The organism is Bacillus sp. EE-W1, from assembly GCF_009760835.1.
Taxonomy (GTDB): Bacteria; Bacillota; Bacilli; order Bacillales; family Bacillaceae_G; genus Bacillus_A; species Bacillus_A wiedmannii.
In genome coordinates, this window is sequence record NZ_WIPE01000124.1 from 1 (window position 1) to 18,512 (window position 18,512).

At 37.3% G+C, this 18,512-nt stretch carries 17 protein-coding genes and 2 pseudogenes; 6 read left to right on the top strand and 13 right to left on the bottom strand.

Annotated elements, in window-relative coordinates; translation table 11 throughout:
* Window positions 1-171: 171 nt before the first annotated feature.
* The 4 genes from speB to GFJ36_RS27440 all read right to left on the bottom strand — a co-directional run bounded on the left by speB (window position 172) and on the right by GFJ36_RS27440 (window position 3,853).
* Complete coding sequence (gene speB, locus GFJ36_RS27425) at window positions 172-1,044, bottom strand: agmatinase (protein ID WP_001209823.1); 873 nt, start codon at window positions 1,042-1,044, stop codon at window positions 172-174.
* A gap of 218 nt (window positions 1,045-1,262) precedes the next feature.
* Window positions 1,263-2,090, bottom strand: coding sequence for a polyamine aminopropyltransferase (gene speE, locus GFJ36_RS27430; protein WP_000424696.1), 828 nt, complete (start codon window positions 2,088-2,090; stop codon window positions 1,263-1,265).
* Window positions 2,091-2,276: 186 nt separating this feature from the next.
* Window positions 2,277-3,440 (bottom strand): MFS transporter, encoded by a 1,164-nt coding sequence (locus GFJ36_RS27435; RefSeq protein WP_060487953.1) that lies wholly within the window; start codon window positions 3,438-3,440, stop codon window positions 2,277-2,279.
* Between the two features lie 5 nt (window positions 3,441-3,445).
* Complete coding sequence (locus GFJ36_RS27440) at window positions 3,446-3,853, bottom strand: MerR family transcriptional regulator (protein WP_088065047.1); 408 nt, start codon at window positions 3,851-3,853, stop codon at window positions 3,446-3,448.
* A gap of 152 nt (window positions 3,854-4,005) precedes the next feature.
* Here GFJ36_RS27440 and GFJ36_RS27445 point away from each other — a divergent pair, with 152 nt between their 5' ends.
* Both GFJ36_RS27445 and GFJ36_RS27450 read left to right on the top strand, forming a co-directional pair.
* Entirely contained in the window at window positions 4,006-4,731 is a 726-nt protein-coding gene (locus GFJ36_RS27445) for a glycerophosphodiester phosphodiesterase (RefSeq protein ID WP_097890098.1), read from the top strand.
* A 102-nt stretch (window positions 4,732-4,833) separates the two neighbouring features.
* Window positions 4,834-6,885 carry a transglycosylase domain-containing protein gene (locus GFJ36_RS27450; protein WP_097890097.1) on the top strand — a complete coding sequence of 684 codons (2,052 nt, stop codon included), beginning with the start codon at window positions 4,834-4,836 and terminating at the stop codon, window positions 6,883-6,885.
* 34 nt (window positions 6,886-6,919) lie between these two features.
* Here the strand turns inward: GFJ36_RS27450 and GFJ36_RS27455 are convergent.
* Together GFJ36_RS27455 and GFJ36_RS27460 are read right to left on the bottom strand one after the other, a co-directional pair.
* Window positions 6,920-7,430 (bottom strand): annotated as a pseudogene (locus GFJ36_RS27455) (YwhD family protein).
* 25 nt (window positions 7,431-7,455) lie between these two features.
* Window positions 7,456-8,130: a site-2 protease family protein gene (locus tag GFJ36_RS27460; RefSeq protein ID WP_097890096.1), complete on the bottom strand. Its 675-nt coding sequence runs from the start codon at window positions 8,128-8,130 to the stop codon at window positions 7,456-7,458.
* A 112-nt stretch (window positions 8,131-8,242) separates the two neighbouring features.
* Here GFJ36_RS27460 and GFJ36_RS27465 point away from each other — a divergent pair, with 112 nt between their 5' ends.
* On the top strand, window positions 8,243-8,428 hold the full coding sequence (locus GFJ36_RS27465) for a 2-hydroxymuconate tautomerase (RefSeq protein ID WP_001147171.1): 186 nt from the start codon (window positions 8,243-8,245) through the stop codon (window positions 8,426-8,428).
* Between the two features lie 39 nt (window positions 8,429-8,467).
* On the opposite strand, the gene GFJ36_RS27470 is transcribed toward GFJ36_RS27465, so the two are convergent.
* The 6 genes from GFJ36_RS27470 to GFJ36_RS27495 form a co-directional block, all read right to left on the bottom strand.
* Window positions 8,468-9,772, bottom strand: a complete 1,305-nt coding sequence (locus GFJ36_RS27470; RefSeq protein WP_000262747.1) for an HD domain-containing protein — start codon at window positions 9,770-9,772, stop codon at window positions 8,468-8,470.
* Window positions 9,773-9,918: 146 nt separating this feature from the next.
* Window positions 9,919-10,863, bottom strand: a complete 945-nt coding sequence (locus GFJ36_RS27475; protein WP_087983731.1) for an ABC transporter substrate-binding protein — start codon at window positions 10,861-10,863, stop codon at window positions 9,919-9,921.
* A 189-nt stretch (window positions 10,864-11,052) separates the two neighbouring features.
* The gene (locus tag GFJ36_RS27480; protein WP_000212064.1) at window positions 11,053-11,865 is read right to left on the bottom strand and encodes an ABC transporter ATP-binding protein; all 813 of its coding nucleotides are present in this window, start codon (window positions 11,863-11,865) and stop codon (window positions 11,053-11,055) included.
* Between the two features lie 15 nt (window positions 11,866-11,880).
* Window positions 11,881-12,897 carry a FecCD family ABC transporter permease gene (locus GFJ36_RS27485; RefSeq protein ID WP_001260777.1) on the bottom strand — a complete coding sequence of 339 codons (1,017 nt, stop codon included), beginning with the start codon at window positions 12,895-12,897 and terminating at the stop codon, window positions 11,881-11,883.
* Window positions 12,894-13,949, bottom strand: a complete 1,056-nt coding sequence (locus tag GFJ36_RS27490) for a FecCD family ABC transporter permease (protein WP_000388283.1) — start codon at window positions 13,947-13,949, stop codon at window positions 12,894-12,896. Before GFJ36_RS27490 ends, GFJ36_RS27485 begins: the two co-directional genes overlap by 4 nt.
* A gap of 312 nt (window positions 13,950-14,261) precedes the next feature.
* Window positions 14,262-14,486 (bottom strand): YuzB family protein, encoded by a 225-nt coding sequence (locus GFJ36_RS27495; RefSeq protein WP_000526075.1) that lies wholly within the window; start codon window positions 14,484-14,486, stop codon window positions 14,262-14,264.
* A gap of 284 nt (window positions 14,487-14,770) precedes the next feature.
* Between GFJ36_RS27495 and GFJ36_RS30290 the strand changes: the two are divergent.
* Window positions 14,771-15,464: pseudogene (locus GFJ36_RS30290) on the top strand (RsfA family transcriptional regulator).
* Between the two features lie 129 nt (window positions 15,465-15,593).
* Window positions 15,594-16,439: an octanoyl-[GcvH]:protein N-octanoyltransferase gene (gene lipL, locus GFJ36_RS27505; RefSeq protein ID WP_098082157.1), complete on the top strand. Its 846-nt coding sequence runs from the start codon at window positions 15,594-15,596 to the stop codon at window positions 16,437-16,439.
* Window positions 16,440-16,487: 48 nt separating this feature from the next.
* On the opposite strand, the gene pta is transcribed toward lipL, so the two are convergent.
* The gene (pta, locus tag GFJ36_RS27510; protein ID WP_000067226.1) at window positions 16,488-17,459 is read right to left on the bottom strand and encodes a phosphate acetyltransferase; all 972 of its coding nucleotides are present in this window, start codon (window positions 17,457-17,459) and stop codon (window positions 16,488-16,490) included.
* 279 nt (window positions 17,460-17,738) lie between these two features.
* Between pta and hemQ the strand changes: the two genes are divergently transcribed.
* Window positions 17,739-18,482 (top strand): hydrogen peroxide-dependent heme synthase, encoded by a 744-nt coding sequence (gene hemQ, locus GFJ36_RS27515; protein WP_001287602.1) that lies wholly within the window; start codon window positions 17,739-17,741, stop codon window positions 18,480-18,482.
* Window positions 18,483-18,512: the final 30 nt, after the last annotated feature.

Consider the following 18,512-nt stretch of genomic DNA (forward strand, 5'->3'; position numbering starts at 1 on the left):
ACGTCTGAAGCTCCATCCCCCTCACATTCTAAACGAGCCACTTCCGCTTTTATTTCTATCCAGTTACGCCTCTTAGACCCTTGCGTCTAAGAACCTTCCCTGCCAAAAGGTAAAAAGCACCTTTTGCAGGAAAGAACCTTAGTCACCGGGTCTAAACAGTCGGCTTCACTTTTATTTCACCCAACCGAGCAGCATTTCCCGCACGAATTTGCTTGCTGCGACTGGTGTTTGATCACTATGGTCGTAGACAGGAGCTACTTCTACTAAGTCTGCTCCAACTACATTTATATTTGAATTTGCAATTGCCACGATGGAATCTAATAATTCTTTAGATGTGATACCTCCAGCTTCTAACGTTCCTGTTCCTGGAGCGTGAGCTGGGTCTAATACGTCAATGTCGATTGTGACATAAACTGGGCGTCCTGCAAGTTTCGGTAATACTTCTTTTAACGGTTCTAATACGTCAAATTTATATAAGTTCATACCTACTTCTTTTGCCCATTCGAATTCTTCCTTCATTCCAGAACGAATACCGAAAGAATATACGTTTTCCGGACCAATTAAATCGCACACTTTACGAATAGGTGTAGAGTGGGATAAAGGCTCCCCTTCATACGATTCACGTAAATCAGTATGAGCATCCATATGGATGATTGCTAAATCCGGATATTTTTTTGCCATTGCCTTAAAAATTGGCCAAGACACTAAGTGCTCACCGCCGAGACCTAGTGGAAACTTATCGGCATCTAAAAGTTTTGATACATACTCTTCAATCATGTCTATGCTACGCTGTGGATTTCCAAATGGTAATGGAATATCACCCGCATCAAAATATTTTACCTCTTCTAGTTCACGATCTAAATATGGGCTATATTCTTCAAGACCGATTGACACTTCACGAATACGTGCAGGGCCAAAACGAGAACCTGGACGGTAGCTTACTGTCCAATCCATTGGCATCCCGTAAATAACTGCCTCTGACTCTTCAAAACTTGGATGACTTTTAATAAATACTTTACCTGAATAAGCTTCATCAAAACGCATACTCTTTTCCTCCTTGTGTGGAACTTAAGGTATCCCAACCTTTCATTATTTCTCAAATTTGGAGCCTATAACTCCTCTTTCTCGATTTACCTGTGCCTTCTTTTTCTTACAAGAAGACTACTTCATTTGTAGCAGTGTAAGTAACTAGCATGTTCAAGCCTTCTAGACAAACACCTTAAATGAGTCACTTACACTTTATTTATTTCAATTTAACGCTCTTACTTAATTAAATCGCCAACAAATTTCGGTAATGCGAATGCTGCATTGTGTAATTCTTTTGTGTAGTATTTCGTTTCGATTTCGTGGAAACGCTCTTCACTCACTTCTAATGGATCATGTTTTTTAGATCCAATTGTGAACGTCCAAAGACCACTTGGGTAAGTTGGAATGTTCGCTGTGTATAAACGAGTAATTGGGAAAATCTCCTTTACGTCTTTAAACACAGTTGTAATTAGTTCTGGTGTGAACCAAGGGTTGTCCGTTTGTGCAACGAAAATACCATCTTCTTTTAACGCTTTAGAGATTCCAGCGTAGAAGCCTTTTGTAAATAGATTTACTGCTGGTCCTACTGGCTCAGTAGAATCTACCATAATTACGTCATATTCATTTTCGCTTTCTGCAATGTGTAGGAAACCGTCTCCTACTTTTACTTCTACACGCTCATTATCTAGTGCGCCTGCAATTGATGGTAAGTATTGTTTAGAGTACTCAATTACTTTTCCATCGATTTCAACAAGAGTTGCTTTCTTTACGCTTGGGTGTTTTAACACTTCACGAATAACACCGCCATCGCCACCACCTACAACTAATACGTTTTCAGGGTTTGGATGTGTAAATAAAGGTACGTGCGCTACCATTTCATGATAAACGAACTCATCTTTTTCTGTTGTCATAACCATGCCATCTAAAATAAGCATGTTTCCGAACTCTTCCGTTTCAACCATATCAAGTTTTTGGAATTCTGTTTGCTCCGTATGTAATGTGCGGTTAATACGCGCCGTAATCCCAAAATGTTTTGTTTGTTTTTCAGTGAACCATAGTTCCATCGTACAATCACGCCTTTCAATGCAAATTTATAATAGGGACATCATTAATGTCCCCTAACAAAAATAAAACAAAACATCCAAAAAGTATAGTTAAAAGTACAAAAATACCGAAAATATATTTTAGTCAGAGGGTTCTAACATATGTACGAAAAAGGATTGCCTTGTAATAGGAAAGAAAACCCTTTCTTAAGAAAGGGCTTTTGTCTCTACTTCTACCGGCTTTCGAACCGGAATTAAAATCATTACACAACCGACTAACACAACAATTCCACCGACTAAAAACGGACTTTGCGGTGAAACAGTGTGGCCGATGATTCCTGATAAGATTGGAGCAATTGCGCCACCTAACCAACGAACGAAGTTATAAACACCTGATGTAACAGATCTTTCATAAGGTGAAATATCCATTACATAACTTGTAAATAATGCATTATTTAACCCAGATGCTAATCCCGATAGAACAATTAATACAATTTGTAACCACATAACTTTCACGAAAAATAGTGCGATTAAGAAAAGGGCAAATACGAGTAAACTACCTTTCAACAATGCTTTCGGTTCATATTTCCCTTCTAGCTTATGAGCCAAAATTGCAGAACCGTAAGCTAACGCTAATCCCCATCCGCAAAATACAAACCCTAATTGAATAGCAGATAAATGCATAATAAGTGGTGAATATGCTAGCACAACGAAAAATCCGTAGTAGTATAACATTCCTGAAATCGCACCTTGCATAAACGGTTTATATTTCACTAGGTTAAGTAACTCCCCTACGCCTGCCGCTTTACGTTTCACTTTTCGCTCCGGTTCTTTTACAAAAAAGAAAACTAAAATAAATGCTAAGAAAATTAAAATACTCGTCGCAAAAAATGGGTAACGCCAAGAATGTCCACCTAATATCCCGCCTAATAACGGTCCGCCTGCCATCCCTAAACCGATAGCTGCTTCATATAGTCCTACTGCTTCATGAACTTCTTTACTTAATGCAATCAATAATGTCATCGCCGTTGCGAAGAACATCGCATTTCCTAATCCCCACCCCGCGCGGAAAATAGATAATTGGGCAATCGTTTGCGATATACCGCATATAAACGCAAATACAGTTACAATCGCAAGACCGATCGTCATCATTCGTTTATCACCAAATCTTGATGCGAATATTCCAGCTGGTAACATCATAATTGCCATCGTTAAAATATATGCTGTAAATAACATCTCTACTTGCCAATGCGATGCACCAATTTGCTCAGCAATACTTGGTAAGATTGGGTCGACTACCCCTATACCCGAAAAAGCAAGGAAGGTAGCCACCACTGTAATCAATCTCCCTAATTTTTGTTTGCTCTCCATTTTGATCATTCTCCTTTTGTACTCTCTAAAAATGTCGCTGCACGATGTAGGCTATCTTCGAGTTCCGCCTTTACACGCTGCATTTGATCCATTTTCTCGTCTAGCGTTTGCACTTGTTTTTCAAGCATCTCTTTAATTTCTTGAATCACTTCGCGGTCACGAGGATTCTCACTATTTCTTCTTTGCTCCATTCTTTCTTTTAACGATAAAAAATGTTGCATTTCTTGAAGTGTAATCCCTAACACTTCTTTCGCTTCTACAATCCTTTTAATTCTGGCGATGTCCTCGTCCGTATACAGGCGAATGTTCCCCTCACTACGTTCAGGGGGATGAATTAAACCAATTTCCTCATAATAACGAAGTGTACGTTTTGTTAAACCAACTTGCTTTGTGACTTCATCAATTTTATACATGTTTATTCCTCCCTTCACTCAATTATTACATTTTACGTTAACGTTAACTTTTGTGCAACTGTTAGACTTTTGTAAATGTTTATCCTATTCAATTGTATTTTTCCAAAAGCAGTTTCATAATGAAAGAAAAGAAACGATAAGGAGATTTCCGTATGAATAAACCACTTATTTTCGCCCACCGCGGGGTAAAAGGAACACATCCAGAAAATACGATGATTGCCTTCCAAGAAGCAGAACGCATTGGTGCCCACGGAATTGAGCTTGATGTCCACCTATCAAAAGATGGTGAACTTGTCGTGATTCACGATGAAACAGTAGATCGCACAACAAATGGCATAGGTCTTGTTTCTGAAAAAACGGTAGCGGAATTACAAACTTTAGATGCTGGTAGCCATAAAGACCCTTCTTTCCATGAAGCAAAAATCCCAACGTTACGTGAAGTATTCATTTGGTTATCTACGACAAATTTACAGCTCAATATTGAGTTAAAAACAGATGTTATCCACTATCCAACTATTGAAGAAAAAGCTGTTGCTCTCGTTCGTGAATACCATCTATCTAATCAAATTATATTCTCATCATTTAACCACGACTCTGTTTCATTATTAGCAGAAATAGCTCCTGAAATCCCAAGAGCAATTTTATATGATACACCACTTGCTGATCCTATCGCTGAAGCAAAAAATAGAGAAGCAACTGGTTTACATCCAAACTTTCAATTACTAACAAAGGAATTTATTCAATTTGCACAAGATCAAGGGTACGTTTTCCGCCCTTATACGATTAACGAATACAAAGATTTACAAACTATGATTGACTATGGCGTAGATGTCATTATTACCGATTGGCCAGCACGTGCCTTTGAGCTCCTTTCTTAATTGAAGGAGCTTTTTGTTTTCGAAATTTCATTGTTTAAAATAACCGAAAACCCTCAATACTAATACAATAATGTTTGTATTAGTATTGAGGGGCTGAAAAAGATGGATCAAACTATGAATCCGAAACTTAAAAAATATAAACGTCTTTTCTTCACCGTAATGTTTTCTTCTGTTCTTTTTTTTGTTTTTTCCTTTTTTGTTATTATTATAGTTGCAAAAATTATGGGACCTCCTCCTGTTGCTGTCCCACAAACAAGTGTCTTTTACGCTAATGATGACACTGTTATCGGACAAAGTAATGAAATGCAAAAACGTTACAATGTATCTCTCAATGAAATTTCTCCTTATGTAAAAGAGGCGACACTTTCTATCGAAGATCAACGATTTTACAAACATCATGGCTTTGATATGAAACGTATTGCTGGTGCTATTGTTGCCGATTTAAAAGCGATGGCAAAGGTCCAAGGTGCTAGTACGATTACACAACAGTATGCTCGTAACCTATACTTAGATCATGATAAAACGTGGAAACGTAAACTATTAGAAGCGATGTACACAATTCGCCTTGAAGTGAACTATAATAAAAATCATATTTTAGAAGGATATTTAAATACAATTTATTACGGGCATGGTGCTTACGGAATCGAAGCTGCGTCTCGTCTATATTTCGATAAAACAGCAAAAGAATTAACATTAGCGGAAGCTAGTATGCTCGCAGGTATCCCGAAAGGACCTAGTGTCTACTCTCCCTTTTTAAAAGAGGATCGTGCGAAAGGACGACAATCTCTCATATTAGACGAAATGGTAGAACAAGGTTACATTACGAAGAAACAAGCAACGTCAGCAAAAAAAGAGCCACTAACTTTTGCCTCATTAGATACAAAAAAAGTGGCAGAGATTGCACCTTATTTCCAAGATGCTGTACAAGCTTCTCTTCTTCGTGATATCGGATTAGATGAACAAGCCTTACAAAAGGGTGGCCTGCGTATTTATACAACACTAGACCCTAAATTACAATCTGTTGCAGAGCAAGCTGTAAAAGATCACATACCTGACACAACAAACATACAAACCGCGCTCGTCTCTATGAATCCAAAAACAGGTGAAGTAGCTGCCCTTGTTGGTGGAACTGATTATAATACGAGTCAATTTAACAGGGCTACACAGGCCGCTCGACAGCCTGGATCTACGTTTAAGCCATTCCTGTATTACGCGGCATTAGAACGAGGATTCACCCCTGCTACGCGCTTAAAAAGCGAATACACTGTGTTCACTTTAGGTGACGGTGTTTCAAAGTATAAACCGAAAAACTATAAAGACTATTATGCAGACGATTTTGTAACAATGGCGCAAGCTCTTGCGGTCTCTGATAACGTATATGCCGTGAAGACCAATTTATTTTTAGGCGAAGACATTCTTACAAAAACAGCGAAGCAATTCGGTATTACTACCGCATTAAAAGATGTTCCGTCTCTCGCTCTCGGTACATCTCCTGTAAAACCAATTGAAATGGTTAACGCTTATAGCATGTTCGCAAACGGCGGAAAAGAAGTAAAACCGATGTTTATTCGCCGCATTATGGACCAGGAAGGAAACATGCTATACGATGCTCATTTGGAGAGTAAACAAGTTCTCGATAAAAGCAAAGCGTTTGTAATGGAAGAAATGATGACGGGCATGTTTAATAAAAAACTGAGCAGCTATGCTGCTGTAACTGGTCAATCGATGTTATCTAAACTATCAAGAACATATGCCGGAAAATCCGGTTCTACTGAAACAGATAGTTGGATGATTGGATTTACCCCGCAAATCGTAACGGGTGTATGGGTTGGATACGATCAACCTAAATCGATTTCAAACGTAGCAGAAGAAGGATATGCGAAAAAAATATGGACCGATACGATGGAAAAAGGCTTAGATGGACAACCTCAAAAAGAGTTTAAACAACCAAGTGACGTCGTTGCAGTCGATATTAACCCTGAAAACGGAAAAATCGCTACAAAAAATTGTCCCATTTCAGTTAAAATGTATTTCGCAAAAGGTACAGAACCAACTGAATATTGTATGGATCATGTCGATGACAAAGAGGAATTTGAAAAGACAACTGAAGAAAAGAAGAAAACAAGTTGGTGGAAAAAATATCTTCCTTGGTAAAAAAAATAGCTGACGGGCATCCGTCAGCTATTTTTTATTCACTTAATAATGCACGGCGCAATTCTTCACTAGATTCGTTCCAAATCGCTTCATTATGTTCTTTCAAGAATGTACCAAGTACTTTTTTAGATGATTCATCCATATGGTCAACCATAATGTAACGCTTCATTGATTTATCCAATTTTGTTTACGTGCTCTGGAAGTGATTTATATCCGCGGCGAATTTCACGGTCAACTGTCATTTCACAAGCTGTTACACCTGCATAATAAGCACCTGTCGCCGTTCTTTCAATCGTTACCCACACAAGCCAAAATGGTTTTCCGTTTGGAACTTCATCTTTATTTGTTAAAAACTTAATACCTTTTTCGACTGTACTACGTGCATGCATTGCACCGATATCAACAAATGCTGTTTTCTCTAGTACATCGACAAATACAGGTGAAATGTTTTCTAGACTTAATGCTCCAACACCAAAACCACCATGTCCATCTGTTGAATCATTTTTCACGATATTAAAACCGATTTTTTTCTTTTTCTCTGTCATATGTAAACTCCTCCTCACTTAATGATTATAAAAGGCCAAAAATAGGCGCAATGATACTGTCTAAAAATACAAATACATATGGAATGACAACATTAAAAATAGGTTGAATTGTATAATTGCTAAGCGGTGTAATAACAAGAATTAATAACGCTATTGCTCCATACTTTTCATACTGTGTCATTTTCGCACGAATATTTGTTGGTGCTAGATCTTCCACAACTCGATACCCATCAAGTGGCGGAATTGGCAATAAGTTAAATACAAGTAATACGATATTAAGCATAATAAAAATTCGGAAGAATTGAGCCAATGTATCTGCTACTGCAAATGGAATTGAATCTAATACACCAAATGTTAATAGGCTATACCAAATAATTAAACCAATTGCACTTAAAATTAAGTTACTAATTGGGCCTGCAATTGAAACTAATATCCCTGCAAGACGCGGCCTTTTAAAGTTATATGGGTTAACAGGAACAGGTCTTGCCCAACCAAAACCAAGAATTAATACAGCGATCATCCCAATAGGATCTAAGTGCGCCATCGGTGATAATGTTAAACGGCCTTGCTTCCTTGCTGTATCGTCTCCAAATTTATATGCAACATATGCATGCGCAAATTCATGCACTGATAACGCAATAATAATGGCCATTGCTACCAACGGAATTTGTTGCAATGGGTATCTAAATAACTGATCCATGATTCATCTCCTCTTCAATATGTTAAAAAAAGAAATTATTTGTTTTTTCGATTGTTCTTCCCCATAATCCGCTATAATAAGAGTGTAACTTACATAAAAGGAGCGATTATATATGCCATACGTAACAGTGAAAATGCTAGAAGGACGCACAGAGGAACAAAAGAAAGCTCTTGCTGAGAAAGTAACAGCAGCAGTAAGCGAAACAACTGGTGCTCCTGAAGAAAACATCGTTGTTTTCATCGAAGAAATGTCTAAAAACCATTATGCAGTTGGCGGAAAACGCTTAAGCGACAAATAATTTCAAGTTCTTTCATAAGAAGCAGCTCTTAGCTGCTTCTTATTTTTTTCCTTCTAGTAATTCGATGATTCTCTCTTTATATTTTCCTTTTCTTCCATCTTCATAGATTAAATCATGCGGATAGAATAGTTTTTGATCCCTTCTCTTCTTACCAGTAATTGCCTCAACAATATCCGATTCACGCGAAAGCTCTCTAAGCTCTCCATTTGGCATAAGAAGTAAGATTGGCAGACGTTCTTCTTCTTCACCAGCACGGTAAAAGTCATACGGTAAGTCTGACGTTGAATCAACTACTAAATAGTATTCTGGATCAAGTCCAATCTTTTTAAATAAGCTACTTAATTCCATCCAATTATCTAAACCGTGCTTATCTGTAAACTCTACATATTTAAATAGGTTTCGATTCATAAAACGACGGCATAAATCACTTAAAATTGGATCTTCTTCGTCTTGCCATACTTGGAAGTAATAATACATAACGTTCTCGTCTAACTTTAAATAATCCTCTACTGTAACTTCTTCTTCAAATAAAGAATAGAAATGAACCGGATGATTTTTAAATGTATAATACTTCTCATGCAATGATTTTGCACGGTGTAAAATCTTCGTTAAAATAACTTCGGCACTGCGCGTTACCGGATGGAAATATACTTGCCAATACATTTGATAACGACTCATAATATAATGCTCAACAGCATGCATACCACTATTTTTAATGACTACTTGATTCCCATATGGACGCATGACACGTAGTATACGTTCCATATCAAAGTTTCCATACTTTACGCCAGTGAAATACGCATCTCTTAATAAATAGTCCATACGATCTGCATCAATTTGACTGGAAATCATGCTAATCGCTAATTTATTCGTAGATGTTTTGGCGATTACATCGGCTACCTTTTGCGGAAAGTCTTTATCCACACGACTTAATATGCGATTAATTTCCGTATCTCCAACGATAATCTTTTGCGTAAATTTCTCATGATCTAATGAAAATACTTTTTCAAACGAGTGAGAAAATGGACCGTGACCGACATCATGAAGTAATGACGCACATAAACATAACAATCTATCTTCAGCATTCCAGTTCGGTCTGCCATCAAACACATCATCAATCATACGACGAATAATTTCATATACACCTAACGAATGAGTAAAGCGACTATGCTCTGCACCGTGAAATGTAAAAAATGTCGTTCCAAGCTGCTTAATACGGCGCAAGCGTTGAAATTCTTTCGTTCCGATTAAATCCCAAATAACACGATCGCGTACGTGCACATATTTATGTACCGGGTCTTTAAACACTTTTGTTTCGCTGAGTTTGTCGTTTAAATATACCACCTTCCGACATCCCCCTTTCTTTACTGCATTCTTACTATATATTATAAACGAAATAGGAAACAGAAAGAAATGAAAGACTATATTAATTGCCCTTATATAAAGAAAAAATCACTTTTACCGAAGTAAAAGTGATTTCTGTTTATACATTATTTCCCTAAAACGAATTCAGCAACTTCATCTAAGATCATTTCTTTACCTAGAGGGAAGTAACCTTTGTTTACGTCTTCGTTTTTAATTGTAAATACGTGGTTGTTTTTAACAGCGTTCATGTTTTTCCAAATTGATTCTTCTTGGAATTCTTTTAGACGTTGAGAACCGTCACCAGTTGTAAATACGAATAAGTAATCCGGGTTGTAATCGATTAAAGCTTCTTTCTGTACTTGTACTAGTGGTTTATCCGTTGGTGTACCTTTAACTGCTGGTAATTTTAAATCATTAAAGATTACGCTACCGTAACCGTAGTCACCGTATACGCGGAAAGCATTTGGATATGCAGCCATTTTCATAAATTTAGCATCGCCAGTTTTCGCAACGATTTTGTCATGTAATTTGCTTGCTTTTTCATCATACTGTTTGAACCATTCTTTCGTTTCTTTCTCTTTACCGAAGATTTGACCTACTTCTTCGAATTTCGGACGCCATTGGTCTAATGGAGTTTTTAACATAACTGTTGGTGCAATTTTAGATAATTGATCATAAATCTTTTCTTGACGATTGTTTACAAGAATTAAGTCTGGTTTTGCAGCAGCTACTGCTTCGATGTTAATTTTATCGCCCCAAGCAGAACCAACTGGTTTTACGTCTTTTAATTTCTTTTCAATATGTGCATCAATCTTTTCTTGAGATGTATTAGCAGTAATAATTGGTTTCATACCAAAGATTAATAATTCTTCTGTTGAACCACTAAGGTCAGCAATTTTCTTTGGATTTGCAGGAATTTTAATTTCCCCTTTTGCGTGTTGTACAGTGCGCTCTTCAGTCTTCGCATCCTTCGCATCTGCTTTCTTCTCTTCTTTGTTAGAACACGCTGCAAATAGTACAGAAGTAACGACTAATACCATTGCTAATAACGCCATTTTAAAATTCTTCATGTTCCCACTCCTTCTAGCTGTATTTCTCTTATAAGTTACAGTGAACTATAAGAAACAAGATTAACAATTAATAAATATATATTGATTAATTGTTGCTTATGCCCCGTTCTAACGGGTGTTCAACTTCCTATTTACTAATAAGAAGCTCAACGTCCATTAGAAGCCCCCCTCTTTACGAGGGGGATCTACTTATGCTTTTTTACGCAATTGATTACTAATCATCGCTAAATCATATGTTAAACAAATTGGTTTACAGTTTACTGGACACGGAACGATTTGAGCTTCAATCTCAAATACACTGCGAAGTGTTTCACTCGTCATCACTTCGTCTGGTGTTCCTTGCTTCATTAACTTACCTGCTTTTAATGCAATCATATGATCTGAGAAACGAGAAGCATGGTTTAAGTCATGGATAACCATAACAATCGTTCTACCTTCTTCTTCGTTTAACTTTTTCAATAAGTTTAATACTTCTAATTGATGAGCCATATCTAAGTACGTTGTCGGTTCATCTAATACGAGTAATTCTGTCCCTTGTGCAAGAGCCATCGCAATCCATACGCGTTGACGTTGCCCGCCTGATAACGCCTCTGCTGGACGATTTGCGAATTCTGTCATTCCCGTCACTTCAAGTGCCCAATGAATGTAACGATAATCCTCTTCTTTCAACGTTCCAAATCCTTTTTGATGAGGAAAACGTCCATATGAAACAAGTTCAAACACAGTAAGGCCAGTTGGCACTTCTGCAGTCTGTGGTAAAATCGCCATTTTCTTTGCGATTTCTTTCGTTGGCTGTTTCTCGATTGCTTTTCCGTCAAGATAAACAGTACCTTTTTTCGCCTTCAAAATACGAGAAGCTGTTTTTAATAATGTGGACTTCCCACAACCATTTGGTCCAATAATTGTTGTAATTTTCCCTTCCGGAATTTCAACTGTTAATCCATCAATAATTAACCCTTCATTATAGCCAACAGATACCGCATCAACTGCTAAAGTTGCCATACAAAAAGCCTCCCTTTATTTTGTCCTCATAAGTAAGTATATGAAATATGGTGCACCAATTACAGAAATAACAAGACCGACCGGTATTTCTGAAGTTGTTAACACACTTCTTGAAATTACGTCTGCGAATAAGAGTAAAAACGTCCCTATTAGTGCAGCGGTAGGCAGCATAATTTGATGTTTACCACCGACAAGGCGTCTAGCTAAATGCGGAGCCATTAAACCGATAAAACCAATTCCTCCGGCAACAGCGACAGATGCACCAGCTAAACAAACTGCAATAAATAATAATTTACGTCTTTCTTTTTCTACATTTACACCAAGGCCAACTGCTGTGGAGTCGCCTAGGTTCATTACGTTTAATATATGAGCCTTACTAATAGCAAGTGGCAAGAAAATAACCATCCATGGAAGTACACTTAGTACGAATTTCCAATCTGTGCCCCATAGACTTCCTGCTAACCAAATCGTAGCAAAACGGAAATCGTTAGATGTCATCTTCATAGAAAAAATTAAACTAACAGCACCAAACCCGGCTGCAACAGCAATACCGACAAGTATTAATCTCGTTGATGAAACGCCGTCTTTCCATGCTAGTAAATAAATAATAACCGCTGCTAATATCGCACCAACTAACGCAAAGAAAGGAAGGATAAATACAGATAAAAATGTACCAGTTCCCACTTTCCCGAAGAAAAAGTAAACGAAGATAACGACTGTTAACCCCGCTCCAGCGTTAATACCAATAATACCTGGATCAGCAAGTGGATTACGTGATAACCCTTGCAAAATCGCACCTGACATCGCTAAAGCAGATCCAACTAATATAGCAATGACCATACGCGGCATACGGAATTCAAATAAAATAACAGACTGATCTTCAGCCCCAAGTCCAACCAATGACTTTAATACGTCCATTGGCGGTATTTTAAATGTCCCTGTATTTAAACTTACTAAAAATACAGTAACGATTAATCCTACTAAGATTGTTAAAACAGAAACGTTCTTTTTTGTTAAGACACTTGTCCTCACATTTTCCCTCTCCCTTCGTTACGTGCTAAGTAGAGGAAGAATGGAACCCCAATTAGCGCTGTAATTGCTCCAATTGGCGTTTCAAACGGCGGATTAATAACGCGAGATAACATATCTGCACATTCAATTAACAGCCCACCTAAGACCGCAGAACATGGAATAACCCATCTATAGTCTGAGCCTACAAGGAAACGAGTCATGTGCGGGATTACAAGACCAACAAATCCAACCGATCCTGCCATAGAAACCGCAGAACCTGTTAACACAAGAACAAGTACTGTTCCGATAAATTTAATTAATGTCGTATTTTGACCAAGTCCAATCGCAATTTCTTCACCGAAGCTTAAAATTGTAATATACCTCGACATCATAATTGCAATAAAGAGACAAACAAGGCCAATTGGTACTAACATATTAATACTTTCCCATTTCACTCCCGCAACTCCGCCTGCATTCCACATACTCACCTCTTGGGCAAGGTTGAAATATAGCGCAATTCCAGATGAAATGGCCCCTAATAAAGCACTAATTGCTGCACCCGCTAAAGCTAACTTCACAGGTGTTAATCCACCTGGTGAAGAAGACCCAATTCCATATACAATGCTCGCTCCAAACGCAGCCCCAATAAAAGATGCGATAACGAACATTAAATAAGGTGAATTAGGGAAGAATGCATACATAATTGCAATTCCAAATACAGCTCCATCTGTAATTCCCATTAACGATGGTGAAGCAAGTGGATTTCGCGTCATACCTTGCATAATTGCCCCTGATACTGCTAAAAAGGCACCTGCAACTACGCCCCCTATTGCTCTAGGCATGCGAAGTTCTTGAATTACGTTATGATGCGTAATAGAACCGTCAAACTGAAACACAGCTTGCCATACAGTCTTTAAACTAATATCTGCAGCACCAAACGAAATAGAAACTGCCATGCTTAAAGCTAACAAAACTGTACCTGCTACTAAAATAATAGAAGCAACGAGCGGCCTGCTCTTAATCTCTTTAACATTCACATCTTGCTGTTCTATACTCCTTGCGCTCGCTTCCATACCTCAACCATCCTAACCAACAACATATATTTAATGAAATGAAATTTATTCTCAAATAGTAATAAAAAATTAGGTTAATTGACCTTTTCTTGATAATGATTATCAGAATCACACACTTTCTATTCTACCTATCGCTTCAAAAGACTGTCAACCATTATTTTGAAATATAAATTTATATAAATTGAAATTTGAATGAATAGATGATGCCCCTCCTTCATTGAATGTTAATCTACTCAATTGTATTTTCGTAGAATAACTCATTCCTCGTATGGACATAAAAAAAGAAGAGTAATCTGTTCACTCTTCTTTTTCTTACTTATTTAACTTTGCTTCAATTTTTACAATTAATTCATCTTCTGTTGGAGCCGCGACTGGACGATTATTTACAAATGCGAATGATTTTTTACGACCAGGACCACAGTAAGACTGACATGCAACTTCAATCGTTGCACATGAATCTACTTTTTTTAACTTTGGAATCAACGTTTTAACGTTCGTTGCCTGACAATCATCACACACACGAAATTCGTTCCCCATTATATAACACTTCCTCTATTTTAAACTTTTCTCAAGTACATTTAAAAATAAACACTAAATGGTATTTTACCGCTCTTTGAAGCTCGTTGCAAGTTTCCCTTTAAAGCTCTTTCTTCATATAATGCTACATATTTATATGTTCTCCTACAGAAGCTTACGTCATTCTTGGCAAAATTTATACCTTTCATCGAAATCTACCATATTTTTAAAAGCTTTGTATAAAAGCTCATTTTTTTGCCCATTATAAAAATAGGAAGTTCATAAAAAGAAAGGGAGTTGAATCTATGAAAGTAAGACAAGATGCTTGGACGGATGAGGATGATTTATTACTTGCTGAAACTGTACTTCGTCACGTTCGAGAAGGAAGTACTCAATTAAATGCATTTGAAGAAGTGGGTGATCAATTAAATCGTACATCGGCTGCCTGTGGTTTCCGTTGGAATGCTGTTGTTCGCTATAGTTATGAACAAGCTCTTCAACTAGCAAAAAAACATCGTAAAGATAAAATGCGCGCTGCAAGCGGTGAACAAGCGAAAAAACGTTTACTTTATACACCACCAGCTTCAGATTCGATAACTGATTATGAAGAATTCGTACAAGAGGAATCAATTGTACAATATAAAGAAGCTATTCCATATAAAGAAACTACCGTTCCTGCTACAAAAAGCTCTATGACAATGCAAGATGTTATTTATTTTTTAACAAACAGTCGGATCTTCAAATATAAAAGTGACAGCTCTTGAAAACGAGAATACGAGATTGAAACAAGAGATTAGAGCACAAATCCTTCGAAATGAAGAACTAGAAAAGAAACTAGAAAAATTAGAAAAACAATCTCATACTGTACAAGAAGATTACGAAACACTTATGAATATTATGAACCGAGCTCGTAAGTTGGCAGTCATGGATGACGAAGAACGTTCTCAAACATCTTTCCGAATGGATCGAAACGGTAATTTAGAAAAAATTGCAGAATAGAAAGGATGCATGTAATGCATCCTTTTTTAGTCTTTCATCTTTAAACTTTCCCTTTATATGCGAGAAAACCCCCTTCTTCATTTTTTGCTATAATAGAGATTGTCATTTTAAAGATAAGGGGTTAGTTATATGAGCAATTCCCGTTCCATTTTATCTCAGCCAGAGTGGCGTATTGTAGATCAGTCTAGTTTGGGACCAACATTCCATGCATTGCAGTCATTCGCAATGGATGACACACTGTGCACAAGCATTGGAAATGGTCAATCAGCTGCAACAATGCGTTCTTGGGTTCATTACAATACAATTGTTCTTGGCATTCAAGATTCACGCCTACCACACTTGGAAGAAGGTATTTCCTTTTTACAAGAAAACAACTTCAATGTTATCGTTCGTAATTCCGGTGGACTTGCAGTCGTACTTGATGAAGGTGTTTTAAACGTATCACTTTTATTCCAAGAGACAGAAAAAGGTATCGATATTGATCTTGGATACGATACAATGTGGCATTTAATTAAGGAAATGTTAAACGATTACGATGTTACAATCGAGGCAAAAGAAATTGTTGGTTCTTACTGTCCTGGTAGCTATGACTTAAGTATTCGCAATCAAAAATTTGCTGGCATTTCACAGCGCCGTATTCGCGGTGGTGTCGCTGTCCAAATTTATCTCTGCGCTACAGGAAGTGGCTCTGAGCGTGCCGCACTCGTTCGTGATTTCTACAACCTAGCCATTCAAGGAGAAGAAACACGCTTTACGTATCCTGAAATTGTACCGAGTACGATGGCTTCACTTTCAGAATTACTTGGCGAAACTATTACAGTACAAGATTTAATGATGCGCCTTTTAAAAACACTGCAGCAATTCGCTCCAAAGTTAACACCATCTCAATTAACAATAGATGAAATACCTTTATATGAGACGAATTTACAACGTATTATTGATCGTAACAATAAAGCACTTGGCTTAGAAAAATAAAGACCGTCGCTATTATAGCGACGGTCTTTATTTCGATTCATTATAGAATTAAAGTGCTTGAGCTGCTGTAATTAAAGCTAACTTGTACACTTCTTCTTCGTTACATCCGCGAGATAGATCATTTACAGGCATATTTAAACCTTGTAAGATTGGTCCTACTGCTTCGAAGTTACCTAAACGTTGAGCGATTTTGTAGCCAATATTACCAGCTTCTAAGCTTGGGAATACGAATACGTTAGCATCACCTTTAATTGTAGAACCTGGAGCTTTTTTCTCAGCTACAGACGGTACGAATGCAGCATCGAATTGGAATTCTCCATCTAAAGTTAATTCAGGAGCCATTTCTTTTGCAATACGAGTTGCTTCTACAACTTTTTCTGTTTCTGGAGATTTCGCAGAACCTTTTGTAGAGAAGCTTAACATAGCAACGCGTGGATCAATACCGAATAGTTCAGCAGTTTTCGCACTCTCGATACCAATTTCAGCTAAATCTTGGCTGTTTGGTGCAATGTTAATTGCACAATCAGCGAATACATATTTCTCTTCTTCACGTACCATGATAAATACGCCAGAAGTTTTTGTAACGCCTGGTTTTGTTTTAATGATTTGAAGTGCTGGACGAACTGTATCAGCTGTAGAGTGAGCTGCACCACTTACTAAACCGTGTGCTTTACCCATGTATACAAGCATTGTACCGAAGTAGTTTTCGTCTTTAAGGATTTTGCGAGCGTCTTCTTCAGTTGCTTTACCTTTACGGCGTTCAACGAAAGATGCTACCATTGCATCCATTTCTTCGTATGTAGCTGGGTCATAAATATCAACGCCTGCTAATGTTAAATTCATGCTAGCAGCTTTTGCGCTAATTTCTTCTTTATTACCAACTAAAATTGGTTGTACTAACTCTTCTTTTGCTAAACGCTCTGCAGCGCCTAAAATTCTTTCATCAGTTCCTTCAGGAAGTACGATAGAAATGCCTTTTCCTTGAACTTTTTCTTTTACTGTTGTAAATAAGTTGCTCACGAATAAACCCTCCTACATATGTTAAAAAACTCTATCTTTAAGAATACTGCTTTTCCTCTATATTTTAAACTTATAGCTCCCAAAAAATAGATAAAATTAAAATGATTATATTTTCATAAAATTCAGCCTAGAAATAAATCCCCTTTAAGCCTTATCTTCTCCTATTTTCAAGTAAATTTAAATGTGACAATTTTATGCGCTAAGGTTTTATATAGATGATTTTAAAACTATATATGCTATAGTTAACGTGTAAAACTATCATTAACTGAGGTGAATAGAATGAGTGAAGCAACAACAACGTTAGATGGCTGGTATTGTTTACATGATTTACGTTCTATTGATTGGGCTGCCTGGAAAACATTATCTAGCGACGAACGCGGACAAGCTGTGTCTGAATTTTTAAATGTCGTTGAAAAATGGAACGAAGTATCTACTGCGAAAAAAGGTAGTCATGCAATGTATACTGTTGTTGGCCAAAAAGCTGATATTATGCTTATGATTTTACGTCCAACAATGGAAGAGTTAAATGAAATTGAGACAGAATTGAATAAAACAACATTAGCTGAATATATGGTTCCTGCATACTCTTACGTATCTGTTGTTGAACTAAGCAACTACCTTCCAGCTGATGAAGATCCATATCAAAACCCACAAATCTTAGCTCGCTTATATCCAGAACTACCAAAAGCAAATCACATTTGCTTCTACCCAATGGATAAGCGTCGCCAAGGTGATGACAACTGGTACATGCTTCCTATGGAAGAACGTAAAAAAATGATGTACAGTCATAGTAAAATCGGTCGCCAGTACGCAGGTAAAGTACGCCAAGTTATTTCAGGATCAGTTGGATTCGACGATTTTGAGTGGGGCGTAACATTATTCGCTGACGATGTTCTTCAATTTAAAAAACTTATATATGAAATGCGCTTCGATGAAGTAAGTGCTCGTTATGGTGAATTCGGAACATTTTTCGTTGGAAACATTTTACCAGACGAAAAGGTAGAGAAGTTTTTACACATATAGAGTGAAACTTTAATCAGTGGGGGTTTTGTT

Coding starts and splice junctions, on each gene's coding strand:
- GFJ36_RS27460 (WP_097890096.1), bottom strand. CDS start 8,130: ATGGATCAGTTATTTAGATACCCATTGCAACAAATTCCGTTGGTAGCA.
- hemQ (WP_001287602.1), top strand. CDS start 17,739: ATGAGTGAAGCAACAACAACGTTAGATGGCTGGTATTGTTTACATGAT.
- GFJ36_RS27465 (WP_001147171.1), top strand. CDS start 8,243: ATGCCATACGTAACAGTGAAAATGCTAGAAGGACGCACAGAGGAACAA.
- GFJ36_RS27495 (WP_000526075.1), bottom strand. CDS start 14,486: ATGGGGAACGAATTTCGTGTGTGTGATGATTGTCAGGCAACGAACGTT.
- GFJ36_RS27450 (WP_097890097.1), top strand. CDS start 4,834: ATGGATCAAACTATGAATCCGAAACTTAAAAAATATAAACGTCTTTTC.
- lipL (WP_098082157.1), top strand. CDS start 15,594: ATGAGCAATTCCCGTTCCATTTTATCTCAGCCAGAGTGGCGTATTGTA.
- GFJ36_RS27475 (WP_087983731.1), bottom strand. CDS start 10,863: ATGAAGAATTTTAAAATGGCGTTATTAGCAATGGTATTAGTCGTTACT.
- GFJ36_RS27435 (WP_060487953.1), bottom strand. CDS start 3,440: ATGGAGAGCAAACAAAAATTAGGGAGATTGATTACAGTGGTGGCTACC.
- GFJ36_RS27490 (WP_000388283.1), bottom strand. CDS start 13,949: ATGGAAGCGAGCGCAAGGAGTATAGAACAGCAAGATGTGAATGTTAAA.
- GFJ36_RS27445 (WP_097890098.1), top strand. CDS start 4,006: ATGAATAAACCACTTATTTTCGCCCACCGCGGGGTAAAAGGAACACAT.
- speE (WP_000424696.1), bottom strand. CDS start 2,090: ATGGAACTATGGTTCACTGAAAAACAAACAAAACATTTTGGGATTACG.
- speB (WP_001209823.1), bottom strand. CDS start 1,044: ATGCGTTTTGATGAAGCTTATTCAGGTAAAGTATTTATTAAAAGTCAT.
- GFJ36_RS27440 (WP_088065047.1), bottom strand. CDS start 3,853: ATGTATAAAATTGATGAAGTCACAAAGCAAGTTGGTTTAACAAAACGT.
- GFJ36_RS27480 (WP_000212064.1), bottom strand. CDS start 11,865: ATGGCAACTTTAGCAGTTGATGCGGTATCTGTTGGCTATAATGAAGGG.